This is a genomic window from Bacillus sp. iso_77 (genome assembly GCF_056173625.1).
Genome location: NZ_CM149683.1, coordinates 252,338 through 278,790, shown reverse-complemented (window position 1 = coordinate 278,790; position 26,453 = coordinate 252,338). Strand labels below are relative to the sequence as shown.

The window sequence follows — 26,453 nt, the reverse complement described above, 5'->3', positions numbered from 1 at the left end:
CATAGACCAACGTCGATGCCATTGTTATTGATTCAGTAATGGATGCGTTCCTTTCCATAATGAGGATGATTCTATTTCTGACGCCAGTCTGAGCAGCCAGTCCTCTTTTCCTTTCGGTGCTGTCACCTGTACGCCTAAAGGCATGCCTGCTTCTGTGAGATGAACTGGCACACTCATAGATGGCTGGCCGGTTAGGTTAGCCAGCTGTGTAAATGGTGTGTAGGTCAAACTCTTGAGGAACATTTCATAAATCAGATCCTGCTGTGCTTGCATTGAAAGGGATGACACACGTAACAATGCAGCCATTTCTTGATCGTTATGCATCAGCTCGCCAACCTTTGGAGCCGAATAGGCAGTAGCTGGGGTCACATATAGATCGTAGGTTTGATGAAATGCGGCCATTTTTGCAGCGGCCATATCCCATGCATCAAGACTTTCTGTATAAGCAGCAGCTGTCACATTTTTTCCTGCTTCCGCCAGTACCCATGCCACAATATCTGTCTCCTCCGGCTTCACCGGACGCCCGAATGAACGAGCCAGAGAGGTAAATAAGGCAGACATTTCACCGCTGTTCATGACGTAATATTGCTGCATCAGATGGACACCATCAATGTCCGGCTTCACTTCTTCTATTTGATGCCCTTGTTCACTCAGACATTTCACAGTGTTCAAGACTGCCTGCTTTGCTTCCTCACTCACCTTCGTGCCTACTGGAGAGTCTACACTGTAAGCAATTCGCATAGAAGAGGTTCGTTTCACCAAATCCTCCTGATAGCTGCCGTCATATAATGGCGTTTGGAACGCAGCCTCTGGCTGAATGACTTGAAGCAAATCAAGAAGGGCAGCACTGTCTCGAACTGTTTTTGTGAGCGTAAAGTCAATGGAAGCTCCTTGCCACTGCCTTCCTGCACCCGGGCCGACCGGTGTTCTCCCCCTTGTTGGCTTGAGTCCAAATAAACCAGTAAAGGATGCCGGAATCCGAATAGACCCTCCGCCATCACTCGCTCCACCCGCAGGTACGATGCCGCTTGCCACAGCTGCTGCCGTCCCGCCGCTTGAACCGCCCGGAGAATAGTCAGCATTCCAAGGGTTTCTCGTCGGACCATATAAAAAGGGTTCTGTCACATTTCTCAATCCGAATTCAGGTGTGTTCGTATGACCGATCATGAGGAGTCCAGCCTGCTTCAATCGACGGACAAAGTGGGAATCTGTTTGCGCCTTTACATCCTTTAACAGCAAAGCACCCGCCGTCAAAGGTTCATGCTCCAGCCCCTGCGATATATTTTTCAACACAAACGGAACACCAGCAAACGGCTGATCCGCATCTAGTGCCTTCATGTCTTTGAACACTTGATCTCGTCTAGTATGAATCACCGCATTTAGTACTGGATTCACTTCTTCCAATCTAGTAAATGCAGCTTGTACAAGCTCTTCGGGCGTGACCTGCTTTTTCTGCACAAGTGACGCCAGTCCCGTCGCATCATACGTCATATACTCTTTTACATTCATCGGCATGTCCTTCTTTCTCATATTATGATCTCTCTATTGTCTACTAGAATTCTATGAAATTCAATTTCGGGATACGTGTGAAAAAAACTTTCTTTCTAGACTATGATTCTTCTAACCATCTATCTTATTTCTCCGATATAATAAAGAAAAAAAGACGGAGGTCACCTCATATGCAAGGAGCCATTGCCTTGAAAAAGAAAATCGTCGTGGTCATCGCGTTTCTTCTTGCTTTGACAACTGCTTTGCCCTTCCATTCGCAGGCAGCTGCACCACCAAAAGAAACAGATGTCATCATCGTCTATAAAAATCAAAAAGGAAAACAAACGGCTATTCAAGAAAGTGAAAAAGTGAACGCTCAATACATACATCTTCCAGCTGTAGCAGTGACAGCAGATGAGCAAGCTGTCACCTCACTTAAAAAAGATCCGAACATCGCTTATGTTTCAAAAAACGTTAGGGTCAAACTCGCTGCTGCTACCGTGAAAAAAATGGCTGCTGCTACTGGTCAGGATGCTTTGGTACAAAAATCTTATAACTTGCAGAAGCTCAATGTAAAGCAAGCAATCAAAGAAGGCGTGACAGGGAAAAATGTGAAAGTAGCCGTTCTGGATACTGGTATTTTCCCACATGAAGATTTAAAGGTAGCCGGTGGTAAATCATTCGTCGATTACACGTCTTCTTACAAAGATGATGAAGGACATGGAACACATGTCGCCGGTACAATTGGGGCGCTCAATAATGATTACGGTACGGTCGGTGTCGCTTCTGGTGTGAAGCTGTATGCTGTAAAAGTATTAGATAAAAAAGGAGAAGGCGACTTATACAGTCTGCTCCGAGGCATTGATTGGGCAATTAGCAATAAGATGGACATCATCAACCTAAGTCTAGGTTTTGAAGATAACATTCCGATTTTACGTTCAGCAGTTGATGAAGCATACAAAAAAGGACTGCTGGTCGTTGCTGCAAGTGGAAATGATGGAAAGAAGAATGGGATTAGTTATCCTGCCGCATACAATAGCGTCATTGCTGTTTCCGCAACGACTGACAAAGACAAACTCGCCTCCATCTCTAATACGGGGAAAGGAATTGAATTTTCCGCTCCCGGCGAGAACGTCATCAGTACCTATTTGAAAAATGAATATTGGTATGCCACGGGTACATCACAAGCGGCACCACATGTCACAGGAATGCTTGCGCTGTTAAAACAGCTACATCCTAAGAAAACAAATGTTCAGCTCCGTACTTTATTGCGCAGCTATACAGTGGATCTTGGCGCAAAAGGAAAAGATCCACAATTCGGCTATGGCCGCGTGCAATATGTGCCGCAGTCAACCTTTTTAAAGGCTGCGACAAGCGCAGTCAAGACAGCCGAAACATCTAAAAAACAGACAGATGTTGATCAAGCCAAAACGAAAATTGGCAGACTCACTGCCAGCAAGCAAAAAACCGCACTCACTGACCGAGTCAAAAAAGTCCAAACAGCCATTGATATTCGTGACGCACGAGCGAAGGTCAAATCAGCTGAAAAAAGTAAAACCCAAGGCTCGATTAAAAGTGCCCAAACGGCTATTAAAAAGCTATCCAAAGGCAAAGAAAAAACAAGCCTGCAAAACCGGCTCGACAAAGTCAAAAAACAAGTCGACTATCAAAAGAAAGTGACAGATGCCAAACAAAAAGTCAAAAAAGCCGAAGCCAAACGAACAAAGAAAACAAAAGCAACCGCTCAAAGTGCGGTCAAACAACTAAAAGCATCTAAAACAAAAACTGATTTACAAAAACGACTAAACCGGATCAAGGTTTGATAAAAAAACGATTCCTTTCAGCAAGGAATCGTTTTTTCTATTTCAACATCTTCTGAAAGAGGGTGTGATGATACTTCCCTTTCGCATCCAGCCTCACTTGATCGAGGATGTGCGCTAACGAATGGATGACATCACGGAGTGCTCGATGAACCGAGCCGTGTTCAAAGGAAGCTAAACTCTCCGGCAGTTCATCTTCATCCAAAACAAAGAAATCACCATTCGGCAGAACGAGTAGATCAATCAATAAATCTTCAAAAACAACCGCCCGTTCTTCAAACCATGTATGTCTGACGATATTCACATAAGAGCCAAGTTCATTGCCTTGATCATCCCGCCAAAAATAGACATTGTAAGGCCGGTCCGTCCAATAATAAGCGGTCGTATAACTCCCTTTTGGAATCGTGACAGTGCCATCACCAGCAACCATTGTAAATGGTTCTTGAATTTTATGAAACAACACGACTTGCTGCTCCTGTGCCTCTAACAGCTGACACGTATGTTCCACAACCTGATCATCGTATTTGATTTTTCTCTCAATGACGTCATCCCAAGAATTTGCATATAGCGGAAACAATCGGTCACAACCCCTTCTGCATCTACTTCTTATTCTAGTATACACTGCTTTCTTTTGAAGAAATAAAGGTTCACTGCTGCTGCCTATGGAAGACATATGGTGAGGTGAAAACAAATGAACGGAATCACAATCATCGAAACCGTAGCAGAACTCGGACAAATCATCTTGGTTTTTTGTGGCTATGCCCTTTACTGGCGGCTGGTGAAAACGAAAAGAGATCGAAAGCTGACCCCTTATGAACATGTGTTGAAATTCTTTGTCATGTTCGGATTAATCTCATGGTGCTTTTCATATATGGCACTGAACGTATGGGTATCATGAGAAAGAGGAAGAGCCCCGTCCATGCAGGACATGCTCTTCCTCTTCTTATGCAGCGTGTTATGAGCCAGCCGGCTGTTCTTTTTTGATCACATACTGATAGCTCTTCACATGCGTCCCATTTTGATTCACAAATTCTTTATCAAGTGCCCGTTCAAAGCCCATTCTTTCATATAAACGAATGGCGGCCTGCATTTTATCCGACGTATGAAGGTACAGGACGTTCTCGCCCCACGATTGCGTCAGTTCTATACTTTTACGCAACAATGACTCTGCAATGCCTTTTCCTCTCACATCAGGATCTACCCCTAAAAACCGGACAATCGCTGAAGTAATCCCCATCTCAGGCTTGTCATATGCCTGTTCTGATGATCGGAACATTTGAAGGGTCCCCACGACCTTGCCCTCAAGCTCGGCCACAAGCATCAACTCCATGTTTGGGTTATCTACAGCCGCCCGCAGTGCTGCAGAATAGTTTTGCCAGCCTTCCTCTGTAAATTGAGGCTCATACTGTGCGTATGATTTGATCAGCACATGTGTGATCGCCTCATGATCTTCACTCACTGCTTGACGAATGATCAACTCTTGCTGCTCCATGCCAGCACCTCCTGTTTGTCTATGAATGGATATACGTATCATGCAATCACTGCATGCCGATGATCTGATTCTTTTCTCTACTCATTCAATGTAAAGAGTCTTCTTTTAAAGATCAATTATTTTGCACGAAATTTCTTTGAAAATTTTGATTGAAATGGAAAGCTTGATTCATTATGCTGATTTGAGGACGTATACAAGGAGTGGCATCATATGAATTCTTTATCTTATCCCCAAGAATCGAAAAAAAATCGATTCCTCCTTGCCGCGCTTCTTGGCTCTTTAACAGCCCTTGCACCGCTGGCAATGGATATGTATTTACCTGCTTTACCTAATATCGCCCGTGACTTTGAAGCAAGCACGGCGCTGTCTCAGTTAAGTCTCATGGCTTGTTTGATTGGACTTGCGCTTGGACAGCTGATTGCAGGTCCAATCAGTGATACAGTTGGCAGAAGAAAGCCGCTGATGGTTGGATTGATCATTTTTATTGCGGCCTCTCTTTTATGCACAGTGGTCACATCAATTTGGACATTCATTCTTTTAAGGCTGATTCAAGGACTTGCTGGATCAGCAGGCATTGTCATTGCACGAGCCATCGTACGAGATCATTATGAAGGCTCAGAAATGACGAAATTCTTTGCTTTGCTCATGTTAGTCAACGGAGTGGCTCCAGCAGCGGCACCGATCGTGGGCGGACAAATGTTACGGTTCACGACGTGGCAGGGTGTGTTTGTTCTGCTAGGAATCCTCGGGGCGCTCATGCTTCTAAGATCGATGTTTTCATTGAAAGAAAGCTTACCTGTGGAACGTAGACAGACTGGAGGCTTCAAACAGATCCTAGGTGCGATGAAAATTCTAGCGAGCGATCGACTCTTTGTCGGATATGCTCTCTCACAAGGACTTGTCTTCGCCGCCATGTTTGCGTATATCTCTGGATCACCGTTTGTATTGCAGGAGATTTTCAACCTTTCTCCGCAAGGCTTCAGCGCTGCCTTTGCGGTGAATAGTCTTGGCATCATCACAGCCGGACAAGTATTTGCCCGCGTTGCTGCGAAAATTGGTGAGGAGAAAGTCCTTCGCATTGGGCTGCTGACAGCTGCTTTAGGGGGCGTCACCTTGTGTGTGATGATCTCTATTGATGCAGGGCTTTATGGCATCCTCATCCCGCTCTTTTTTGTGGTCTCAAGCGTTGGGATTGTCGGCACGTCTGCTCCTTCTCTTGCGATGCAGCATCACGGTGCGCATGCTGGAAGTGCCGCTGCCCTCATCGGTGTGGCACAAATGCTTCTTGGCGCATGCATGACACCCCTTGTCGGCTTAGCTGGAAGCCAGACTGCCTTTCCCATGGGACTGATTATTATGCTCTGTGACCTTGGCGCACTTTGCTGTTATTTTTTCTTTGTTGCCAGAGCGAAAAAAAGACCCGCATAAGCGGGTCGCAGATTGTTGACAAAGGGCTAAAATGAACTTGATTTTAGCCCTTTGTCTTCTTTTCAGCGTGATAGAAAACCTTTGCAGCTCTAGGAAGGACGAGCATCGGCGCGGAGCGAATTTGACATTCGTGAGCACCGAAGCGCAGGACTGACACCGAATGCGAGGGTTTGTCTACACGCTGAGACCCGCATAAGCGGGTCTTTCATTTATGGCTTGCTCCAATTGATCGTGCGGAACACATTGTTCTGGTCATTGTTTTGATATGCATCTAGGTCAAAGCCTGAAAGTCCAAAACCAATTGCCATGACAATTCCTCCGGCAACGGTGAAGATGATCCCCCATTTGATGCATTGCTTTTTTAAATCATTCACGTTCATACTCTCACGACCTTCTTTTTAAACATTCCCATGAATGCCTTAGTGGTTTGAACAGTCCCTTGCACAAATAGCTTTGTTAAATACGCCGTGGCTATGCCGCTTAATAATCCGACACCTAATAGAAGAATCCCAACTCCGATCTGCGTCACCACCACATGCAAACCATCCTGAAAAATAAATGGAGAACCAATGATACTCCAAAAACCACCGAGCAAACCAACTAGCGTCATTGTACCTGTCACGAGTGGAACGCACCAAATCACCATATACACAGAAAGAATCAGCAGGAAGACTGTTGCTAGAATGCTGCCCCATAACGGAAAGCCTAAAATGAGGATGGAGAGCCTTGTGGCTTTTTCTCCAAACGTCGGCACCTGAATGGTTTTGATTCCTTGTTCCTTCAAAATTCCTTCAGCGATGATGGCAGGCTGACCGACTTGATGAACTGCTTCCTGTTCACTGTAGCCATCTTCCTGATAATCCTCGATCATTTCATCGTAATACTCGATGAACCGATCACTTTCTTTTTCGCCTAGACGATGCAGGTGCTTCTCTAAGCTAGCTAAAAATTCTTTTTTATTCATTGCCCTGTCCTCCAGAAATAAAGTCGTAAATCGCCATCACTTGATCCCATTCCGCTAAAAATTGCGCGATATGCTCCCGTCCGTTCTTTGTCATCCGGTAGTATTTTCTTAATCGACTGTTATGTTCCTGTGAATAGGTCTCCACATAATTGTTTTGCTCTAACCGCTTTAATATCGGATATAATGTCGATTCTGAAATCTCAATACAATGGGACATATCTTTAATCATTTGATAACCATAGGAATCGCCTTTCTTTAATACCGCCAGTACACAGAATTCCAGTAATCCTTTTTTTAGTTGTGCATTCATGTTTACAACTCCTAACTATTTATACTATACAATACATAGTATGGTGTGACAAGAGGTATCTTTTGCAACTTTTCACTCTCAACGTCCATATAAATTTTCATACAGGAAGTTTCTCTTTCTTCAAGGCTTCACCTAATCAAGATAAATCTAGCGTGTGTCTATTGTAGACAACAAACATACACAGGAACGAATATCATAGGAAACAACTCATTTAATCTCTTTATTTTAAAGGGATAAGCTGAATTGTATGGAATTAAGAAGTTCATTCACAATGGCTTATCCTTATGAACTTCATACTAAGTTTTACGAACACTCAACTCGAATTAAAGTGATGAGAACGGCTGAAAGTGGCTAGTTCTTTTCAACCCAACCAATACCGAATAATGGTAGACCTTAAAAAACGAGGAGCTGATGACCTTGAAAAAAATGTGGAGTAATTATCTCACTTTAGTCATTACACTAACTTTGTGTTATATCGTGTATTTGTTCATCTTCAAACAACCTTTTACCATTACACCCATCATCCTGTTTGTGGTGGGAGCGGCCATTGCTGAGTGTATACGTTTTTTCGTTCTGAAAAGTAACGAGAAAAAAGATGATACCTTGAAAAAATAGTCCCTTAAACATAAGATCACTCAACATATGAAAAGACACCCCCACTTTATAGTGGAGGTGTCTTTTTTCACTTTTTATATATTCACAAATCCTTCTCCAAACACATCACGCACGTCATGGACAACAACGAATGCGTCTCGATCAATTTTCTTAATGATTTTCTTTAAACGCATAAGCTCTTGCTTTTGAATAACCGCATAGAGAATTTCCTTCGATTCCTTCGAATAATGACCGCGACCGTTTAAAATGGTCACGCCTCGATCCAAGGTGTGATTGATTTCTTCTGCAATATCATCTTTGCATGAAGAAATAATCGTCACTGCTTTTTTCGTGTTAAGCCCTTCTATGACGAAATCCATCACCTTAGTCGCCACATACAGCATCACAATCGTAAACATTAATTTTTCCGCACCAATAATAAAGTAAGAAGCAAAAACAACGATCAGATCAAAGAACAAGATGGCGTAGCTCACGTTCCAGTCTAGATACTTATTCGCAATTCGGCCAAGAATGGCAGATCCCGCTGTTGTACCGCCCGCTCTTAAAACAAGACCAATGCCAATACCAATGATGATCCCTGCGAAAATAGAACCAATGATCAATTCATGGACATTCACCACCCATGTAGTGGTCAAATGTAAAAATAGAGAGTTACTTGCGACAGCTACCACTGTGTAGATCGTGGTCTTCTTGTCCAAGTATTTATACCCCACAAGTAATAAAATCGCATTCAACACAAGGTTTGTCAGCCACGGCGCAATCTCAAACATATAGTAGAAAATGATGGACAGCCCGGTTACGCCGCCTTCACCAAACTCAAGTGGAATGACAAACATGTTCACAGCTGCAGCAAATAAAAAAGAACCAACTAGAATCATTGCAATATCTTTTAAACATTTTTTCAATTTCTTCTTTCCTCCTTTTTTAAGCATATAAAAAACCCTCTTTCTGCACGAAAGAAGACAGTCGTTGGACAAAATAAAAATCAAAAGACGGCGCCTTTTGATGAAGCTTTCTGAAATGAACCTTTCCATAATATATATCTCTTTTTAGAGGCTGTCAATGACTTGGTTTTCTATTATTTCAACTGTATGTTTATGCACTCAAACCCGCATGTTTTCAGGGTTTTTCCGTCATGTGATGCTTATTCCTCTCCTTGACAAAAACACTTTAGTCATTTAAACTACTGCCTCATATCATATCCATTATTTCCGATCGACAAAGGAGGCTGTTTGATTTATATGAATCCTATTCAAAGCCGTTTACAGGCTCACACACCTTTGATTTTAGATGGTGCACTTGCAACGGAGCTTGAACGAAAGGGCTGTGATTTAAACGACAGTTTATGGTCAGCCAAAATCCTCATTGAACAGCCAGAATTGATTCAGCAAGTACACTTGGACTACTTCCAAGCAGGTGCTGACTGTGCAACAACAGCCAGCTACCAAACGACAATTGATGGCTTTGCTGAAAAAGGCTACACAAAAGAAGATGCCATCGAATTAATGAAACGATCTGTCACGTTAGCAAAAGAAGCATGCGAGCAGTTTTGGCAGGATGAGACACATCGTAAAGAGCGGACAAAACCATTCGTCGCTGGATCTGTGGGGCCCTTCGGCGCTTATTTGTCTGACGGTTCAGAATATAAGGGGAATTACGGACTCACAGAACAGGCGCTCATTGATTTTCACAGACCAAGAATTCAAGCATTGGTAGAGGCTGGTGCAGATATTCTCGCTTGTGAAACCATCCCTTGTCTCATTGAAGCAATCGCTATCGCTAAACTGCTGGAGGATGAGTTCAGCGGTGTATATGCGTGGATTACATTTAGTGCAAAGGATGGTCAGCACATTAGTGAAGGAGATTTACTTAGAGACTGTGTACAAGCACTTGAGCCATATGAGCAGATCGCTGCTGTTGGCGTAAACTGTACACCGCCGCAATATATGTCTTCTCTTATTCAGGAGATGAAAAAAGGGACGAGCAAACCGATTGTCGTGTATCCGAACTCAGGGGAATTATATGATCCTGAAGAAAAGGTTTGGAGCGGAGATACGTCTCACCATACATTTGGTGAATGTGCGCAGCAATGGTATAAAGACGGTGCACAAATCATCGGCGGCTGCTGCCGGACGACACCAGAGGATATTACCGATATCTTAAAACAGGCAACATCGTAGCATCATGACTCAACACACATACTTTTAAGCAAAAGGGCGGGAAGACATGGAACAAGCAAAAGATCAGTCACAACAATATCAACGAAAAATGACAAGCCGTCACCTGTTCATGCTTTCTTTAGGCGGCGTGATTGGCACAGGACTCTTTTTAAGTTCAGGATATACGATCAATCAGGCAGGACCTGCGGGAACGATTTTGGCTTATCTGGTTGGGGCATTAATTGTGTACCTCGTGATGCTCTGTTTAGGTGAACTGTCTGTCGCAATGCCGGTTACAGGCGCTTTTCACACATATGCAACAAAATACATTGGGCCCGGCACTGGCTATACAGTGGCTTGGCTTTATTGGTTGACATGGACCGTGGCACTTGGTTCAGAATTTACAGCGGCAGGTCTTTTAATGCAGCGCTGGTTCCCGGACACATCAGTTTGGATGTGGAGCGGTGTTTTTGCCATTCTCATCTTTTTACTCAATGCTTTTACAGTTAAGTTTTTTGCAGAATCGGAATTTTGGTTTTCTAGCATTAAAGTCATGGCTATTATTCTCTTTATTATTCTTGGCGGAGCGGCGATGTTTGGATTGATTCCACTAAAAGGCGGTGAGGCCGCTCCGTTCTTCTCTAACTTCACTGGAGATGGGGGTCTCTTCCCAAACGGCTTTTTACCGATATTAATGACCATGCTAGCTGTTAATTTTGCTTTTTCGGGTACTGAGCTGATTGGGATTGCTGCGGGCGAAAGCGTCAATCCAGATGAGACCATTCCCCGGGCGATTCGCACGACTGTGCTACGTCTTGTCCTGTTTTTCGTCGGAACGATCGTGGTTTTAGCCGGCTTAATTCCTGTAGAAGAAGCCGGGGTAATCAAAAGTCCTTTCGTTGTGGTCTTTGACCGCATCGGTATTCCTTATGCGGCAGATTTTATGAACTTTGTCATTCTGACAGCGATTTTATCTGCTGCAAACTCAGGGCTATACGCCTCATCTCGCATGCTATGGTCCCTTTCTGAAGAACGAACATTACCTAAAAAGCTGGCAAAATTGACGTCAAAGGGAATTCCTTTGAATGCACTCATTTTGAGTATGATTGGGGGCATTCTCTCTTTGCTGTCGAGTGTCATCGCACCTGAAACGGTGTATCTGGTTCTTGTGTCAATCTCTGGACTCGCCGTTGTTGTTGTATGGATGGGAATTGCAGCTTCACAGTTCATGTTTCGCAAAAAATTCTTACAGGATGGCGGACAGCTTCATGATTTATCTTTCCGAACCCCGCTCTATCCGGTGGTTCCGATTGCTGCCTTCCTCCTATGCCTTGCATCTGTGATCGGCATTGCTTTTGATCCAAATCAGCGTATTGCTCTTATCTGCGGTATCCCTTTTATCGCACTCTGCTATGCTGCCTATTACGTGACAACATGGATTCAGAAAAAACGAGAAAAACCTGGTGTATAGCACCAGGTTTTTTGTTTGTCCCAAAAAAGGATGTCACTAGCTGACATCCTTTTTTTCTATGAAAACGACAGGGCTTGCGCCAAGTCGCCTCTTCTAGCAGATTAGTAACGTGATGTATATGCCAAATGGTACACACTTGTCACATTTGAAGATAGCGTGATGTCGTTTGAAGTGAAAGTCACTGGAACGATATCGTAGTAATGTGTAGACCAGCCTGCATTATTGTATGTACGGTAGCCTGCACCTGCAGGCACTTGAATCGTTAGTGAAAATTGTCCATTCTCGTCTGTTGTACCTGTCGCTGTTTGAGCATATGATTTGATTGCTGCTTCAAAATAAAGCTGAATTGGCTGATTCGCCATGAGTTGACCACTTGTGTCCTTTAATGTTCCTTTAAAAGTAGCTGGATAATATGAACCTACACGATATTTACTGCCAGAACCGTAATTGACCATACCACCGTCTGCTGCTGTGACGCCTGTTACTTGTACGGATGCTGGTACTGCTCCTGTTTCCTCTGCATGTGCAAAGCTTGGGAAAACGAGAAGCAATGATAGAAAGAAAGCAAACATGATTTTTTTCATCGATAAATCCTCCTTTTTTTTCCTACTATATTACTATCGACAGTTATTGTCATTTTTCCAGTAAAAAACAAAAAACTTCCCTTTTTATTCAAAAGGGAAGCTACAAGACTATTTTTTCACAACAACTTTCACTGCTTTACTTTCTCTTTTTCTCACATCTGAAGCTGTCACATACAAAACGGTTTTGGCTTTTTGCGGCTTGATTTTAGCCGTAAATGCGCCTTTGCTATTCGTTTTGACCGTTTGAATGACTTTCTTTGATTTGTTCTTCACCTTGATCGTCAAGCCTGCACCCGCAGTTCCTTTGACCGTTTTACTTTTCACTGTTACTCGATTCACCTTTGGCTTAGCTGGCACTTTGCCCTTTTTCACGACCGTTTTGAGCGAAGTCGCAGCCTTTCCTTTTGATATCTTGATGTGAAGCACTTTATTTTTGTTTTGATGCTTGATCTTCACACTAAAGGTTCCCTTTTTGCTTGCCGTGCCTTTTCCAAGCAGGGTTTTGCCTCTATACACAGAAATGGCAGCGCCGGCTTTCGCCTTTCCTGTCACCTTTTGATGCTGATCTTCTACTTTGTTAACTGATGCGTTTAATTCAACAGCACTTAACGCGGCAAAAGCATTGAGTCTGCCATGTCCTGTCATCCAATCGATACCCGGAATTTTCGGATCAACAACAGGCTCGTCATATTCATCATAGAAAATGTCATCTGTTCCATCAACAGCTTTAAATGAAATATCATCCGCTGTATTTTGTAAAATATTTCTCACTTGATTTGGTTTCAGGGTTGGATTTTTAGAAAGCAGTAATCCTGCTGCTGCTGCAACATACGGTGTAGCCATTGATGTCCCGCTCAGGTATGAAACATTCCCATCAGGCATTAAGCTTGGGATATCAGACCCTGGTGCAGACATGCTTAATCCTTTCCCATAGCTTGAGAATTCAGCGGCAATATCCATGCGATTGCTTGCACCAACTGCCATGGCGTACTTGGAAGTCGCAGGATAACCCATTTCTGGAATGCCATCGTTTCCGCTCGCCACTACCACTAATACGTTTTTTTGTGCAGCATAGTTCATCGCATATTCAATGACCTTGCTGTAGTAGCCGCCAAGGCTCATGTTAATGACCTTTGCACCTTTGTCCACTGCATGTTTAATGCCAAGAGCAATATGCTCTGTATCTCCATATCCATACGCATCCAGCACTTTGACTGGGATGATTCCTGTATGTTGATTCAGCCCTGCCATGGAGTAATGATTATCGGCTTTTGCTGCAATGATACCTGCCACATGGGTACCGTGGCCATTGTCATCAATTGCATCTTTATTACGGCCAATCAGATTGGCACCTAAGTCTGTACGAACCGTTCCGCTTAAATCAGACAAACGGCTGTCGACACCTGTATCCACAACAGCGATTAACGTTTGCTTCATTTTGCTTGTACCAATCAATGTATTCATTTGTTCAAACTTCACATCAGCGCCTTTTTTCCCACTGTTTTGGGCGCTGTTTTTCAGCGGCCACTGGTAACCATACTGCGCGTCATTGCTGAGCGCACGATACGTTTGTACAGGCTCTGCAAATTCAACATTCGGCATACTAGAAAGCTTTCTCGCCGTGCTTTTGATCACAGCTTTGCCTGCTTTCAGCGTTTTGCCTGCTGATTCTTTCCCTGCCGGTACATCATAAACATACATTCCTTTAAATAAAGGATTTACTGACTGAGATGTCACACGGTTTTCTTGAATTCCGTAGCTTTTCATTTTCTTTTTTGCGGATTGAAGCGTTTGTCCATCCTTTAATTTAAAGATGATTTTGTTTGTGTTGACCTTTTCTTCTGGAACAAGCTTTTGTTTCTCTAATACATAACCGATCGATTTTCCTTCAAGCTGATCGATTCCTACTTTTTGCCCCACTGCTTCTAATTCCTTTTTTAAATAGGCTGGACTTGCCTCTTTGAGCATATCAAAAAGGGAACGGATCGCCTGTTGCTCTTTCTCTGTGACGATATGACCGCTGAATGCACCATTTTTCTCTACGTCATTCAGCAATGATTTTAATGTCAGCAAATGATTGTACACCGTTTGCTGCTTTTTTTGATTGTTGATGAGTTTAGATTTGAGAAACGGCTTTGTTTTTTGTAGCAGACGTGTCAGCTTCTGACCATCGGCTGTTTCATTGAATCGTTTGTCTTCGATCGTACGAATGGATTGAAGAATTTCACGTCCATGCTTTTTCTCAATAATGATGATCGTTGGCTCTTCTTCTTCAGGGAAAATCGGTTCAGATGGCGGAAGATTCGCACCTTTATACCCGATTGTATATGCTGCATCCTCTTCCTCATCACGGCTGTCTTCCTCTGAACCTAAATACAGCACTTTGACATAGTAAGGACCTGACCATGCATGCGGGAAGTTGATTTCTGTCTCTCCACTTGCTGTGTCCACACGATATCTCGAATAAGTGTCATCCTTTATCGCTCTATCCTTACTTGGGTAGACCGATACAGATAACACTTGTTTGCTTTTGACAGAAATTTGCATATGTGTATGTTTTGCCACATCATCTGCAGATGGCGTAATTTGGTACCATGACTCTTCTTTTTCATTCTGTAATGTACCTGAGATGACTTCACCATCTTTCAACCCAATGGCTTCATTGACACTTGTGCCTTTACTAACAGCTGATGCCTCGTACCCAGGTAATACAGCCATACATAGAATGATGGCCATGAGTACAACTACACAGGATTTGACCTGCTTTTTAAACATGAAAAGACCCCCTTATCTTTTACAATACCTTGGAAGAATATCACAGAATCCCTTTTAGTAGAATCTGTTTTTGACATAATTAAACTCGTTTTAAGCTAGGATTTGAGATATTCAGATGGCTAGTCTGATCGCTTCATAAACTTTTTGCCATTTCAAACGGAAAATGATGCTATTTAACCATGTCGAAAAGTACATTACAATCAAATTGTAAGCGCTTAACAAACAAGAGAGAAGGGATCAGCTTGTTCCAAAAAGATCATGTTTTTACACAAGTAAACGGTCGATCAAAGAATGAGATTTTACAATACATTTCCGAGAAAGCTGAAGACCTTCACATTACAAACGATCAGTCAGGGTTATTAACAGATTTGTTGAAACGCGAAGACGAAGTCTCAACAGGACTTCAGCAAGGTTTTGCGATTCCTCATACAAAAAGCTCTGCTGTTCAAACGGCTTCACTTCTCTTTTTAGAACTTGAACAACCCATTGAATGGGGAAGCTTCGACGATTTGCCAACAAGCTATTTATTTACACTGCTCGTTCCACTTGAAGAGGCCAATGTCATACACCTCAAATTACTGTCTGGCATTGCCACAAGTTTAATGGAGCCTGCTTTCATCGAAAAGATTCAACCCGGTCAAACAGCAGACTATTATTACGAAGTCATTGAACAACAATTGAAAGAGGGGATTACACAATGAAAATTGTCGGTGTCACTTCATGCCCAGCAGGGTTAGCTCATACACCAATGGCAGCAAAAGCATTAGAGAATGCGGGTAAACAGCTTGGACACGAGATTAAAATCGAACAACAAGGAATTATGGGACAGGTGAATGGCATTACAGCAGAGGAAGCCAAGCAGGCAGACCTTTGCATCATTGCCTCCAATCAGCACATTAACGACGCTGAACGCTTCTCAGGTATTCCTACTGTTCGTGTCGAAATCGGACGCGCTCTAAAAAATGCCGAGCAAATCATCACAAAAGCCGTTGCGCTGGTTGAAAAGAAAAAATCTGAATCCCAATAAAAAAGAGCAATGCCATATAGAAAGGAGCAAAGCAGAATGAAAGCAAAATTAAAAGTCATTGAAGGCCACCTCATGACCGGTATTTCTTATATTCTTCCGGTGATCATCGGAGCTTCACTTATCGTTGGTTTAGCCAAACTAGTCGGGTTAGGTTTTGGTGTGTCAGATTTAAACGCCTATAAAGATGCAGGCGGCATTTTACATGGTGCCTATTTGATGGAACAGGTTGGCTGGACAGGCATTGGCTTAATGAACGTACTGCTCGCTGGCTTTATTGCCTATTCGATTGCGGATAAATCTGGTCTTGCGGCCGGCTTTATCGGCGGAGCTCTTGCCAGCTCAACAAATGCTGGTTTTATCGGCGCCGTCATTGCAGGTTTCTTTGCCGGATATGTCGCTCTCTTTGTGAAAAGAAAAATTCAAATTCAAGGCTCTGCAGCTGGACTCGTCCCTCTGCTCATCTTACCGCTCATTACTGTTGGCTTAACCGGACTTCTCATGTCCGTTCTGCTAGGCGGGCCATTAGGGGCTTTGAACACCGCATTAATTGAATGGATCAAAGGCATGGTCGCAGATGGAACGAGCACACTCGCACTTGCTCTCATTCTAGGTGCAATGATTGGCTTTGATCTTGGCGGCCCAGTGAATAAATCAGCTTGGATGGCTGGTAACGCGCTCTTCCTATCAGGTGTCTATCTTCCTGCCATTCTCGTCAATATCGCGATTGTCATTCCGCCGCTAGGATACGGGCTTGCGACATTGATTCGAAAACGCAACTTCTCTCCTACCTTCAGAGAAGCCGGACGAGGCGGTCTTGTGATGGGGATTATCGGGATTACAGAAGGAGCCATTCCCTTTACACTCGTCAATCCTTTGAAATTGATTCCGCTGAATGTCGTCGCTTGTGCTGCAGGAAGCGGGGTTGCTGCCTTATTAGGTGTCCATGACATCATGCCGCCAATTGGTGGACTATACGGATTCTTTTCAGTAGGAAACTGGTGGGCGTATTTAATCGGCGCACTAACTGGCGCACTTGTTATTGGAATTGGTGCCAACCTACTTGTGAACTTCTCTGAGAAAAAAGAACCCCAAAAGCCCGAACATGATCAGAAGCAGAAAGAAGAAGATGATTTTGACCTTGTGCTAGAAGGATAATTTGAACAAAGAAAGGTGTCGTTACACAATGACTGTCAATGTACATGTGATTCCACATACTCACTGGGACCGGGAATGGTATTTTACCACCTCCCGCTCCCGTATCTACTTAATGAAAAGCGTAATGGACATATTGGACACCCTCGAAACAGATGAACGGTTCCATTACTTCATGCTCGATGCACAAGCATCCTTGCTAGATGATTACTTGAAATGGCGCCCAGAGGATGAAAATCGAATCAAACAGCTCGTCACAGCAAAACGCCTCATCATCGGTCCGTGGTATACACAAACGGATCAGCTCGTTATTTCTGGGGAATCGATTGTACGGAATCTGCAATATGGGATTGAGCGCTGTCTGCAGTTTGGACATGTCATGAAGGTCGGTTATGTCCCTGATTCCTTCGGTCAATCTGCACAAATGCCTCAAATTTATCAAGGCTTTGGAATTGTGGATACAGCCTTTTGGCGCGGCGTTTCTGATCATATGACGAATCACACAGAATTTAATTGGCGTGGGGCGGATGGCAGTGAAGTGTTTGCAGTGAATCTGCCATTCGGCTACTACTACGGAGGAAATATTCCTGAGAAGGATGAAGACCTGCAAGCCTTTCTTTCTGAAAAAATCGGGGCGCTGCAAGCAAAAGCCACGACAAAGAATGTCTATTTCCCAAATGGCTTTGACCAAGCGCCTATTCGTAAAAACCTGCCTGACTTATTAGAAAAAGCCAATGAAATAGACGAGCATAACTATCAAATCAGCAGTTTAGAAGACTACATTGCAGCAGTGAAAAAAGAGCGGACTTCTTTTGAGACATTAGAAGGAGAGCTCATTCATGCCAAGCATATGCGAATTCATAAGTCCATTTTTTCAACAAGAGCAGATTTGAAAATCTTAAACAACCAAATTGAAAACTATCTTGTCAATGTGATGGAGCCGATCCTTACAATCAGCTATTCACTCGGACATGACTATCCGCATGACACGGTGCGTGATATTTGGTACCTCATGTTTGAAAATGCAGCGCATGACAGCATTGGCGGCTGTAACAGTGACACGACAAATCAAGACGTTTTCTTCCGCTACAAGCAGGCAAAAGAAATCGCCGAGAATCTTGTGGACTTACACATGCGTCTCATCGCCATCCGGCTGCAAACTGAGCAAGAAATCACGTTCACTTTATTTAATACACTGCCTTCAAAGCGCTCTGAAGTCATTGAAGTCGAAACCTTTATCACAGAACGTCCATTTACGCTAAAAGACGCTGATGGACGAACTCTTCACTACACAGTCAAAAGCAAAACCGATGTGACAGATTATGTCTTAGCACAGCAGATTTCACTTAACCCAAGCAAAGAGGTTTACATGCCAAAGCAAGTCTGGAAAGCTGTTTTACTCATTGAAGCAGTCGACTTGCCATCCGTTGGTTATACACAAGTCAGCATGGTTTTCGATGAATCTAGTGAATCCATTTTAGAAAAAACAGAAGGCCATGTCATTGAAAATACGTTTTACCGCATTACAGCAAATGACAATGGGTCATTAGAAATTACGGATAAACAGACTGGACGAACGTTCTCTGAGCAAATGATCTTTGAAGACAACGGAGATGATGGGGATTCCTACAACTATTCCCCGCCGCGCGAGGATCTGTATGTGTCATCCAAGGATCTTTCTTCGACAGACATCACAGTGTCTAAAAGCGGCTTGCAAGAAGAGCTCACCATCCAGCTTACTCTCACGGTTCCATATGACTTAGAAGAGCGCTCTCAGCAAGCAGTCACGACTTCTCTCCCGATTACAGCGAAGGTGGCATTAAACAAAGATGAGCCTGTCATCCGTTTTCATGTCGATGTCGACAATCATGCGTTAGATCATCGTCTGCGTGTCCTCTTTGATACAGGTATCGCATCAAAAGTATCATTGAGCGATCAGCAGTTTGGAACCATCGAACGCCCAACTGAGCTCACGCAAGAGCTTGAATGGTGGAGCAATGAACATTGGGAAGAAAAACCGATCACCATTGAACCGATGCAATCCTTTACTGCACTTCGTGATGAAGCATACGGTGTCGCGCTGTTGACGGACTGCGTGAGAGAATACCAGATCACAGGAGAAGACTACACAACGATCGCGTATACACTCTTCCGCTGTTTCGGAAAAATGGGGAAAGAAAACCTTCTTTACCGTCCCGGCCGGGCTTCTGGAGAAAAAATCGTGGAAACACCTGATGCCCAGCTTCAAGGATCGCTATCATTCTCCTTTGGCATGCACTATAGCCAAGAAGCGGTGAGTGAAGGACACTTGGCTCAGCTTGCTAAACGTTACACCACCCCGGTTCAGTGCTACGAGCGGGCAGACTTTTTAAACGGTCGTTTAATTTTCTCTTTCCGAGATGAAAAAGAAGACTTACAATCTACTTATAGCCTGCTTGACATTGAGACAGACGGGGTCGTTCTAAGCGCTTTGAAAAAAGAAGAGCATGGAACAGGCATTGTCATTCGTCTCTTCAATCCATATTTAACACGTCAAACAGCCGCTTCAATCAATAGTTCATCTCTACAACATGGAGAAACAGCGAATTTAGGCGAAACACCTGAAGGACATAGACTGAAAGCACAACATGGATCATTACACATTGAACCGCTCACACCTTGTCAGGTACAAACCTACATTGTAAAGAAAAAATGAACATGTAGGGGCGGGATCCATTTGGATTCCGCCTCTCTTTAATGGAGGGCATCGATCATGCGAATTGGAGGCATCGAAGCAGGCGGTACAAAATTTGTCTGCGGCTACGGAACAACAGACGGAACGATTGAACATATGACTTCCTTTGCAACAGGGAACCCAGAAGAAACATGCCGGCAAGTGATCGAATACTTTACAGAGCATCCAGTTGATGCGATTGGCATAGGCGCATTCGGACCTGTCGATGTAAAAGAACACAGCCCCAGCTATGGAACGATTCTCGAAACACCCAAAACAGCTTGGCGCCAATTTCCATTACTCTCAACCTTAAAACATGCACTCGGTCTCCCTATGAAGCTTGATACAGATGTGAACTGTGCGGCGCTCGGTGAAGCTCGTTTTTCAACAGAAACAGACAGACCAAATTCCTTGATCTATATCACGGTTGGGACGGGAATCGGCGGCGGTGCCTATATTGAAAACCGCCTCATTCACGGACTGCTTCATCCAGAAATGGGACATATCACCGTTCAGCGCCACCCTCATGACACCTATGGGGGCTGCTGCCCTATACATCATGATTGTTTAGAGGGACTGGCATCCGGACCTGCCATAGAAGGCCGCTATCATACATTGGCACAAATGCTGCCAGAGGAGCACCCTGCCTGGTCACTTCAAGCTTATTATCTTGGGCAAATGACCGCAAATTTATTACTCACCCTTTCACCAGAACGCATTATTTTGGGTGGAGGTGTCATGAAACAGCCGGCCTTGCTGCCGCTCATCCTTGAAGAAACAGACGAGCGACTTCATGGTTACTTACAACTACCAAAGCCATTAAATGAAATCGTCACAAAGCCTTCCTTTGACGGATTATCTGGTTTAATGGGAGCCATCGCCCTTGGAGCTGATGCCTTAAAGGAACAAGGAGCGGCGCAATGATGATGACGGCAGATACTCGAACCTACCAGCTCATTCAGCGGCTATTTGAAACGAAAGGGTTCGTGAAGCTGGAGGAGCTCACTGCCTCTTTTCGCTTATCTGACCGCTCCATCCGCAATTTAATCAAAGAAGCAAACGAGCTGTTAACGCAAGCTGGAGCCATGATCAAGACCATCCGCGGGAAAGGGTATACGCTCTTAACAAGTGACCAAGACGCTTTCCTGCTTTGGCTTCATCAGCAAAAGCTTCCTGCCCGCTCTCTCGTACCCGTCATGCCAGAAGAGCGCATACGATTTATGATGAGAAAACTATTGCTTCAATCAGACTACTTAAAAATTGATCAATTAGCAGAAGAATTGTTCATCAGCCGTATGACGGTCAGCAGTGATTTAAAAAAAGGACGGGAGCTGTTAGCCCGTTACGGTATGACCCTTGTCTCAAAGCCTGGGTTTGGCTTAAAAGTAGACGGAGACGAATTGCAAAAAAGGACGTGCTACGCAGACTTACTGCTTGAAGAAGAACCCGCCCTATCTCATATAACTGAGCGGGAACAGCTTCATTTCCCTGACATTTCACTTGAAACCATTCGATCCATTGTGCTGACAAATCTATATCAAGAATCACTGCTCATTAAAGATATTGCCCTAAAGAATTTAGTGATTCACTTAGCGATTGCCATTCAACAAACGCAAAAAAAACAGCGGATACCCGCCAGTACTACTCACACACAAAGACCGCCAGTGTTAACAAGAATCGCTCAAAAGATCACGCATCAAATAAGCGACACGTTTCATGTCACCTTATCAGAGGATGAAACAGATTACTTGGTGATGCATCTCTTAGCGAATCAAACGTGGAAAGAAATCGATGAGCACCAAACAACAGAAGAAGTACGTCAGGCAGTGACACGATTTCTCCAGCACATTGAAAAAACAAGCGGTCATCGTTTTGTAGATGATGATATCCTGCGTCAAGATTTGATGCTGCATATGAAGCCATTATTAAATCGAATTCAATACGGCGTGTCTTTACAAAATCCACTTTTGCATGAGATCAAAACATCTTACCCTTATCCGTTTGATTTGGCCGTCAGCGGACTCAATGCCTTACAGCTGGTGCGGACGCCAAATGAAGATGAAGCGGCATATGTTGCCTTACATATTGCTGCTTCATTTGAAAGAAGTCATCTTGACACCTCACAAAAAAAGAGGGCCATTATTGTATGCGGGTCTGGACTAGGAACGGCACGTCTGCTTGAAATTAAATTGAAGGCGGCCTTTCAACATGAGCTTGAGATTGTTGAGCTTTATTCTTATCAGGATTACGCTTTTAGCACGACTTTGCCATGTGATGTGATTATTACAACCGTACCTCTCGCACCAAAGGGGAAACCAATCATTCAAGTGAATGCTTTTTTTGAACATCATGATGTCCAGCGTGTGAGTGAGGTCATTCACCTGTTAAACGGACACGGTGCCCCTTCGCAGGAGCTGATGGCTTTTTTCCAAGAACGATTGACCTTGTTGGATGTGGACCTTTCAAGCAAGGAAGAGGTATTAGATACGCTTTGCAGCCGGCTGGAGGCGCATCAGCTTGTTTCATCTTCTTTTCGTTCCTCCGTGCTGGAGCGGGAGCAAATGTCATCTACTTATCTTGGCAAGGGGATTGCGATGCCTCACCCGCTCATCACAAATGAAGGCACCTCCTGCGTGGCAATTGCACGATTGAAACAGCCAATTGATTGGCAGGGCGATCAAGTATCTCTGATTTTCTTGTTAGCCATTCAGAAAGATGACGCTGCCTGCATGAATCAATTTTTTGAACAAGCTGTCGATTTGTTAGACAGTCCTGACCGCCTTCACTCCTTGACACATGCAAGGACATTTGATGAGCTGATGCATGTCCTGTTTCAATAGCACATAAGGCCGCCCAAGTGAAATCGGGCGGCCTTTTATTCATCTATTCCTCACATACGAATCAATCGTATATGACATTTTTTCCTTCTTCCCTTAACTTTTTCAACGACGTCAGCATATGGTTGATTTCTTCATCGGAATGTCTTTCCCAAGCGCCTAATTCTGCGACAATTTTCAAAGGGGATTTCGATCGATAGGAACGGGTCGGGTTACCGGGAAATTTTTTGTCAGTCAAATTCGGATCGTCTTCAAACTCGCCTGTCGGTTCTACAACATAAATTCTCTCTTTTGCATCAGACCGAGCTAATTCAGCTCCCCATTTGGCTGCATTTAATGTTCCGGTGAAATAGATGTGGTTCGATTGTTTATCCTGATAATTGGATAAATGCAACGGTTCAAGCAGGTCCCCAATCTTCAATTCCGCTTTCGTCCCATGAAAAAACGGCCCAGGATCTAAAACATCTTTCTTGTCATTCATACAGCCACATCCCTTATCGTTTTTGACTTGCGTATAACAGTATACGGGCTGATGCGGGCGGAAAACAGTCTATAAATGAGATGAAATTCGGGGTATAATGATAGTAGAGAGTAAGATGTGATCGGTAAACTCCAGCAAGTTGAAAAAACAGCAAGCATACATACAAAGCAGTCTTCTTGAAAGAGATAAAAAGCTGTTAGACGCCATAAAAGAAACTCAAGAAACTAAAAAATTAATTACGGCAACGGAGCAGGAGGAAAAAAAGGGCAAAAAAATGTTGGTGACAGTTTTGGAAATAGCGTATTGATGCCTAGGAAGAAACTCTGAGCAGGATTGAAGAAGATGAGGATAAAGTAGCCAATGAGACGTTTGAGGTCTTGGCATGTTGGCATCAATAATTATATAATTAACTAAATTTTACTTTGGAGGTGCTTTTTGTATGTCTATTCAAGTGGATGATGATGATGTTTTAGAGATGTGTAATATATATGCTCAAGAAACTCATCATAGAGAAGCATTGATTTTAGGAAACAGGAAAGGTCTATTGGAATTAAAAAATGCGATAGATCAGGCTTTAAAAACTGGTAGTGCTGTTGCAAATTTATACCCATCTGATTTTGAAGGATATGAAACTTGTATTGCTTTAGTAGATGATGAAAATAAGTTTGAGAAGTTGATGACTCCTTATGTAGAGCAATATGTACAAGATGATGATGCAATTGATCCAATTGAAATTATTAAAGATTACGATGCTAAAAAAGAAAAGCCCTCCTAATAGGGCTTTTCTTTTTTAGTGGAGTATTGTTCTACCTTTTACAGCTTTGTGTTTACTTGGTACTGATGCTCTCAGAGCATGGTGTATATTAATTTTTGGAGCTACGTGAAAATGCCAGTACCAGTTTGATGATCCTGGTTTTAGTGGTATGACTCCGTTATCAACTGCAAATACTCGTATTTTCTTTTTTCCTTTTTTATGGAACACTTTTACAAGACTCTCGACTTTTCCTTTTCTATTTTTTACATACCAATCGATATGATAGTTCTTCCCAAAACCTTTTATTCTGTTTTTCAAATACTTCAGTGCAACTTTTGCGCCTTTTGATCTTATGGCCCATAAAGCAACTCTTCCTACGGTCATTGCGATTGGTACGAAAAATATTGGTAGTGCTTGTGTTGTGATTTCACTCTGACTACTTTTCGAGTCAAGTTGTTTCATTCGGTTTTCTAAAGCTAAAAATTCTTCATTGTTGAAATATTGATCGATCACTTTATTTTGTTCTGACTCTGTCATGTTTTCAAATTCTTTTTCTGTAAATGGAAGGTTTTCTATGTATTCCCCCATTTTCTTTTCAAGTTCGTCTAATTCTTTGTTAGCTTGTTCATTTTGTAGAACCGTCGGTGTTACTAACGCTTTTAATTCTTGTGAATTGATAGAGTGTGTTTCTGCTGATGCTTCTGATGAAAATGGAGTCCATATTGATATGACAAGAGCTAGGGTAATTAGGGTTAAAAGTGTTTTTTTGAACATTTTGTTCATATTCCTCCTTTTGTATTAAATTCCAAAATCAAGGTTATCAAATCAAAATGAGTGTATCAATGGATTTAAGATAGATTTAAGGAAACTTCTATGATAGACAAATGACACAAGCCGTGAACGAACAAAAAAGCCAGCCACCCGTTAATAAGGTGACTGGCTTTTTTCTGTTACTTCCCGATGTTCTCTCCATTTTGCTCGATCAATGTTTCATACCAATAAGAGCTCTTTTTCCGAATTCTCTTCAGGTCTTTCAGGTCAAATTCATCACGGTTGACGTAGATAAAACCGTAACGTTTTGAGCAGCCTTGGTGTGTACTGATTAAGTCGATGGCTGACCATGGGCAGTACCCGAATACCTCAACACCGTCAGTGATCGCCCATTTGATTTGTTCAATATGTTTTTCTAAATAATCAATTCGGTAATCATCCTGAATCGATCCATCCTCTTCTAACTTGTCAAAAGCGCCCAGCCCGTTTTCCGTAATAATAAGAGGTAGCTGATAGCGGTCGTAAATCTCACGCATCGTTGATCGGAAACCGGTAGGGTCAATCTCCCAGCCAAATGCATTTTTACTTAAGAACGGGTTGTTGCCGCCTTTGTAGACGCCATCTTCACCAGATTTTAAATGCTGATCTCCGCCGCGGGCAAATTCATCATTGCCATCTCCTTTACTCGCTTCAACCGTTTGAGATGTGTAGTAGTTAAAGGCTATGAAGTCTGGTTTTGCACTTTTCAAAATATCCATATCTCCCTCTTCAATCACAGGAAGAATGTCTTTTTCCTTCATGTATGCCCATGCAAGGTTGTTATAACGACCGAATACCGCCATATCAAGATATAGCCAGTTGCGGATCGCATTGTAATTAGCCGCAGCAATGACATCCTCAGGTTTTGGAGATGCCGGGTAAATAAGGGCAATGTTTGGCGCTGGTCCGATTTTTGCCTCAGGCAGCAAACGATGACAAAGCGTCATGGCTTTCGCCTGTGCCACAAGCATATGGTGGTTCTGCTGATATAGTTCTTTTTTCGGATTTTCTAAATTTGGATCCAGTGTACCTAGAGCTGATCCATGTAAGATCATCATGTTTTGTTCATTAATGGTCAACCAATATTTTACCTTCTCGCCATACTCCTGGAACAAAACCTCCGCATAACGTTCAAACGCATCGACTGTCGAACGATTTGACCATCCGCCTTTCACTTGAAGCGCATGAGGTAAATCAAAGTGATACATCGTCACAATTGGTTCAATGTCATAGCGGCGCAATTCATCAATGAGAGAATGGTAGAAGTCAATTCCCTTTTGATTGATCTCCCCATCTCCATCTGGAATGATACGTGTCCATGCAATGGAGAAACGATAAGCCTTCAAGCCCATTTCTGCAAACATCTTCACGTCCTCTTTATATCGATGATAGTGATCGCTGGCTACCTTAAAATCAGTTGTTCCTTCAGGATAGCTTTCTCTCATATCAATGACTGAAGGCCCCTTGCCATCCTCGTTCCATGCACCTTCTACTTGATAGGCGGAAGTCGATCCGCCCCAGAAAAAGTCTTTTGGAAATGGTGCTAGTGTTGAATATCTCATGATTATGTCCT

Annotated in this window: 25 protein-coding genes; 13 read left to right on the top strand and 12 right to left on the bottom strand. The window is 43.2% G+C overall.

Annotated elements, in window-relative coordinates; all coding sequences use genetic code 11:
* Window positions 1-24: 24 nt before the first annotated feature.
* Window positions 25-1,509, bottom strand: coding sequence for an amidase (locus AC0VYC_RS01525; RefSeq protein WP_475389238.1), 1,485 nt, complete (start codon window positions 1,507-1,509; stop codon window positions 25-27).
* Between the two features lie 188 nt (window positions 1,510-1,697).
* Here AC0VYC_RS01525 and AC0VYC_RS01520 point away from each other — a divergent pair, with 188 nt between their 5' ends.
* Complete coding sequence (locus AC0VYC_RS01520) at window positions 1,698-3,311, top strand: S8 family peptidase (RefSeq protein ID WP_475389236.1); 1,614 nt, start codon at window positions 1,698-1,700, stop codon at window positions 3,309-3,311.
* Between the two features lie 37 nt (window positions 3,312-3,348).
* Here AC0VYC_RS01520 and AC0VYC_RS01515 read toward each other — a convergent pair whose 3' ends face one another.
* Entirely contained in the window at window positions 3,349-3,885 is a 537-nt protein-coding gene (locus AC0VYC_RS01515) for a ribonuclease FAU-1 family protein (RefSeq protein WP_268373637.1), read from the bottom strand.
* A gap of 114 nt (window positions 3,886-3,999) precedes the next feature.
* Here AC0VYC_RS01515 and AC0VYC_RS01510 point away from each other — a divergent pair, with 114 nt between their 5' ends.
* Window positions 4,000-4,206 carry a hypothetical protein gene (locus tag AC0VYC_RS01510; protein ID WP_008342164.1) on the top strand — a complete coding sequence of 69 codons (207 nt, stop codon included), beginning with the start codon at window positions 4,000-4,002 and terminating at the stop codon, window positions 4,204-4,206.
* 57 nt (window positions 4,207-4,263) lie between these two features.
* Here the strand turns inward: AC0VYC_RS01510 and AC0VYC_RS01505 are convergent, their stop codons facing one another.
* Window positions 4,264-4,800, bottom strand: a complete 537-nt coding sequence (locus AC0VYC_RS01505; RefSeq protein ID WP_008342165.1) for a GNAT family N-acetyltransferase — start codon at window positions 4,798-4,800, stop codon at window positions 4,264-4,266.
* A 210-nt stretch (window positions 4,801-5,010) separates the two neighbouring features.
* Here AC0VYC_RS01505 and AC0VYC_RS01500 point away from each other — a divergent pair, with 210 nt between their 5' ends.
* The gene (locus tag AC0VYC_RS01500; protein WP_024719029.1) at window positions 5,011-6,228 is read left to right on the top strand and encodes a multidrug effflux MFS transporter; all 1,218 of its coding nucleotides are present in this window, start codon (window positions 5,011-5,013) and stop codon (window positions 6,226-6,228) included.
* Between the two features lie 209 nt (window positions 6,229-6,437).
* Here AC0VYC_RS01500 and AC0VYC_RS01495 read toward each other — a convergent pair whose 3' ends face one another.
* The 4 genes from AC0VYC_RS01495 to AC0VYC_RS01480 form a co-directional block, all read right to left on the bottom strand.
* Entirely contained in the window at window positions 6,438-6,608 is a 171-nt protein-coding gene (locus tag AC0VYC_RS01495) for a hypothetical protein (RefSeq protein ID WP_162835678.1), read from the bottom strand.
* A complete protein-coding gene (locus AC0VYC_RS01490; protein WP_072367545.1) occupies window positions 6,605-7,192 on the bottom strand; it encodes a DUF1700 domain-containing protein in 588 nt (195 codons plus the stop codon). The genes AC0VYC_RS01495 and AC0VYC_RS01490 overlap by 4 nt, the downstream gene beginning before the upstream one ends.
* Window positions 7,185-7,502 (bottom strand): PadR family transcriptional regulator, encoded by a 318-nt coding sequence (locus AC0VYC_RS01485; RefSeq protein WP_008342169.1) that lies wholly within the window; start codon window positions 7,500-7,502, stop codon window positions 7,185-7,187. The genes AC0VYC_RS01490 and AC0VYC_RS01485 overlap by 8 nt, the downstream gene beginning before the upstream one ends.
* 689 nt (window positions 7,503-8,191) lie before the next feature.
* Complete coding sequence (locus tag AC0VYC_RS01480; protein WP_058336350.1) at window positions 8,192-9,022, bottom strand: YitT family protein; 831 nt, start codon at window positions 9,020-9,022, stop codon at window positions 8,192-8,194.
* Window positions 9,023-9,358: 336 nt separating this feature from the next.
* On the opposite strand from AC0VYC_RS01480, the gene mmuM reads away from it, so the two are divergent.
* A complete protein-coding gene (gene mmuM, locus AC0VYC_RS01475; protein ID WP_039166445.1) occupies window positions 9,359-10,297 on the top strand; it encodes a homocysteine S-methyltransferase in 939 nt (312 codons plus the stop codon).
* A 46-nt stretch (window positions 10,298-10,343) separates the two neighbouring features.
* Window positions 10,344-11,747: an S-methylmethionine permease gene (gene mmuP, locus AC0VYC_RS01470; protein ID WP_178896788.1), complete on the top strand. Its 1,404-nt coding sequence runs from the start codon at window positions 10,344-10,346 to the stop codon at window positions 11,745-11,747.
* A 101-nt stretch (window positions 11,748-11,848) separates the two neighbouring features.
* Here the strand turns inward: mmuP and AC0VYC_RS01465 are convergent, their stop codons facing one another.
* Window positions 11,849-12,331 carry a DUF2059 domain-containing protein gene (locus AC0VYC_RS01465; protein ID WP_007498435.1) on the bottom strand — a complete coding sequence of 161 codons (483 nt, stop codon included), beginning with the start codon at window positions 12,329-12,331 and terminating at the stop codon, window positions 11,849-11,851.
* A gap of 108 nt (window positions 12,332-12,439) precedes the next feature.
* Window positions 12,440-15,106: a S8 family peptidase gene (locus tag AC0VYC_RS01460; protein ID WP_475389231.1), complete on the bottom strand. Its 2,667-nt coding sequence runs from the start codon at window positions 15,104-15,106 to the stop codon at window positions 12,440-12,442.
* A gap of 242 nt (window positions 15,107-15,348) precedes the next feature.
* Between AC0VYC_RS01460 and AC0VYC_RS01455 the strand changes: the two genes are divergently transcribed.
* The 6 genes from AC0VYC_RS01455 to AC0VYC_RS01430 are packed head-to-tail and all read left to right on the top strand — an operon-like array spanning window position 15,349 to window position 22,838.
* A complete protein-coding gene (locus AC0VYC_RS01455; RefSeq protein WP_475389229.1) occupies window positions 15,349-15,807 on the top strand; it encodes a PTS sugar transporter subunit IIA in 459 nt (152 codons plus the stop codon).
* Window positions 15,804-16,133 (top strand): PTS fructose transporter subunit IIB, encoded by a 330-nt coding sequence (locus AC0VYC_RS01450; RefSeq protein ID WP_007498438.1) that lies wholly within the window; start codon window positions 15,804-15,806, stop codon window positions 16,131-16,133. Before AC0VYC_RS01455 ends, AC0VYC_RS01450 begins: the two co-directional genes overlap by 4 nt.
* 36 nt (window positions 16,134-16,169) lie before the next feature.
* A complete protein-coding gene (locus AC0VYC_RS01445; RefSeq protein ID WP_017358746.1) occupies window positions 16,170-17,288 on the top strand; it encodes a PTS fructose transporter subunit IIC in 1,119 nt (372 codons plus the stop codon).
* Window positions 17,289-17,316: 28 nt separating this feature from the next.
* Complete coding sequence (mngB, locus tag AC0VYC_RS01440; RefSeq protein WP_475389226.1) at window positions 17,317-19,980, top strand: mannosylglycerate hydrolase; 2,664 nt, start codon at window positions 17,317-17,319, stop codon at window positions 19,978-19,980.
* A 57-nt stretch (window positions 19,981-20,037) separates the two neighbouring features.
* Window positions 20,038-20,922, top strand: coding sequence for an ROK family protein (locus AC0VYC_RS01435; protein ID WP_427243954.1), 885 nt, complete (start codon window positions 20,038-20,040; stop codon window positions 20,920-20,922).
* Entirely contained in the window at window positions 20,919-22,838 is a 1,920-nt protein-coding gene (locus tag AC0VYC_RS01430; protein WP_041091186.1) for a BglG family transcription antiterminator, read from the top strand. The genes AC0VYC_RS01435 and AC0VYC_RS01430 overlap by 4 nt, the downstream gene beginning before the upstream one ends.
* A 61-nt stretch (window positions 22,839-22,899) precedes the next feature.
* Here AC0VYC_RS01430 and arr read toward each other — a convergent pair whose 3' ends face one another.
* The gene (arr, locus tag AC0VYC_RS01425; RefSeq protein ID WP_041508172.1) at window positions 22,900-23,316 is read right to left on the bottom strand and encodes an NAD(+)--rifampin ADP-ribosyltransferase; all 417 of its coding nucleotides are present in this window, start codon (window positions 23,314-23,316) and stop codon (window positions 22,900-22,902) included.
* A 139-nt stretch (window positions 23,317-23,455) separates the two neighbouring features.
* Between arr and AC0VYC_RS01420 the strand changes: the two genes are divergently transcribed.
* Together AC0VYC_RS01420 and AC0VYC_RS01415 are read left to right on the top strand one after the other, a co-directional pair.
* A complete protein-coding gene (locus AC0VYC_RS01420) occupies window positions 23,456-23,623 on the top strand; it encodes a DUF3967 domain-containing protein (protein ID WP_203144059.1) in 168 nt (55 codons plus the stop codon).
* A gap of 132 nt (window positions 23,624-23,755) precedes the next feature.
* The gene (locus AC0VYC_RS01415) at window positions 23,756-24,091 is read left to right on the top strand and encodes a hypothetical protein (protein WP_203144058.1); all 336 of its coding nucleotides are present in this window, start codon (window positions 23,756-23,758) and stop codon (window positions 24,089-24,091) included.
* A gap of 15 nt (window positions 24,092-24,106) precedes the next feature.
* Here the strand turns inward: AC0VYC_RS01415 and AC0VYC_RS01410 are convergent, their stop codons facing one another.
* A complete protein-coding gene (locus AC0VYC_RS01410) occupies window positions 24,107-24,844 on the bottom strand; it encodes a hypothetical protein (RefSeq protein ID WP_203144057.1) in 738 nt (245 codons plus the stop codon).
* Between the two features lie 176 nt (window positions 24,845-25,020).
* Window positions 25,021-26,442 carry a glycoside hydrolase family 1 protein gene (locus tag AC0VYC_RS01405; RefSeq protein ID WP_024719045.1) on the bottom strand — a complete coding sequence of 474 codons (1,422 nt, stop codon included), beginning with the start codon at window positions 26,440-26,442 and terminating at the stop codon, window positions 25,021-25,023.
* Between the last annotated feature and the right edge of the window lie 11 nt (window positions 26,443-26,453).

What these genes read in the sequence shown, in the direction of transcription:
- AC0VYC_RS01525 (WP_475389238.1), bottom strand. Translation starts at nt 1,509, where the DNA reads ATGAATGTAAAAGAGTATATGACGTATGATGCGACGGGACTGGCGTCA.
- AC0VYC_RS01510 (WP_008342164.1), top strand. Translation starts at nt 4,000, where the DNA reads ATGAACGGAATCACAATCATCGAAACCGTAGCAGAACTCGGACAAATC.
- AC0VYC_RS01505 (WP_008342165.1), bottom strand. Translation starts at nt 4,800, where the DNA reads ATGGAGCAGCAAGAGTTGATCATTCGTCAAGCAGTGAGTGAAGATCAT.
- AC0VYC_RS01500 (WP_024719029.1), top strand. Translation starts at nt 5,011, where the DNA reads ATGAATTCTTTATCTTATCCCCAAGAATCGAAAAAAAATCGATTCCTC.
- AC0VYC_RS01495 (WP_162835678.1), bottom strand. Translation starts at nt 6,608, where the DNA reads ATGAACGTGAATGATTTAAAAAAGCAATGCATCAAATGGGGGATCATC.
- AC0VYC_RS01490 (WP_072367545.1), bottom strand. Translation starts at nt 7,192, where the DNA reads ATGAATAAAAAAGAATTTTTAGCTAGCTTAGAGAAGCACCTGCATCGT.
- AC0VYC_RS01485 (WP_008342169.1), bottom strand. Translation starts at nt 7,502, where the DNA reads ATGAATGCACAACTAAAAAAAGGATTACTGGAATTCTGTGTACTGGCG.
- mmuM (WP_039166445.1), top strand. Translation starts at nt 9,359, where the DNA reads ATGAATCCTATTCAAAGCCGTTTACAGGCTCACACACCTTTGATTTTA.
- mmuP (WP_178896788.1), top strand. Translation starts at nt 10,344, where the DNA reads ATGGAACAAGCAAAAGATCAGTCACAACAATATCAACGAAAAATGACA.
- AC0VYC_RS01465 (WP_007498435.1), bottom strand. Translation starts at nt 12,331, where the DNA reads ATGAAAAAAATCATGTTTGCTTTCTTTCTATCATTGCTTCTCGTTTTC.
- AC0VYC_RS01460 (WP_475389231.1), bottom strand. Translation starts at nt 15,106, where the DNA reads ATGTTTAAAAAGCAGGTCAAATCCTGTGTAGTTGTACTCATGGCCATC.
- AC0VYC_RS01450 (WP_007498438.1), top strand. Translation starts at nt 15,804, where the DNA reads ATGAAAATTGTCGGTGTCACTTCATGCCCAGCAGGGTTAGCTCATACA.
- AC0VYC_RS01445 (WP_017358746.1), top strand. Translation starts at nt 16,170, where the DNA reads ATGAAAGCAAAATTAAAAGTCATTGAAGGCCACCTCATGACCGGTATT.
- mngB (WP_475389226.1), top strand. Translation starts at nt 17,317, where the DNA reads ATGACTGTCAATGTACATGTGATTCCACATACTCACTGGGACCGGGAA.
- AC0VYC_RS01435 (WP_427243954.1), top strand. Translation starts at nt 20,038, where the DNA reads ATGCGAATTGGAGGCATCGAAGCAGGCGGTACAAAATTTGTCTGCGGC.
- AC0VYC_RS01430 (WP_041091186.1), top strand. Translation starts at nt 20,919, where the DNA reads ATGATGATGACGGCAGATACTCGAACCTACCAGCTCATTCAGCGGCTA.
- arr (WP_041508172.1), bottom strand. Translation starts at nt 23,316, where the DNA reads ATGAATGACAAGAAAGATGTTTTAGATCCTGGGCCGTTTTTTCATGGG.
- AC0VYC_RS01415 (WP_203144058.1), top strand. Translation starts at nt 23,756, where the DNA reads ATGTCTATTCAAGTGGATGATGATGATGTTTTAGAGATGTGTAATATA.
- AC0VYC_RS01410 (WP_203144057.1), bottom strand. Translation starts at nt 24,844, where the DNA reads ATGTTCAAAAAAACACTTTTAACCCTAATTACCCTAGCTCTTGTCATA.
- AC0VYC_RS01405 (WP_024719045.1), bottom strand. Translation starts at nt 26,442, where the DNA reads ATGAGATATTCAACACTAGCACCATTTCCAAAAGACTTTTTCTGGGGC.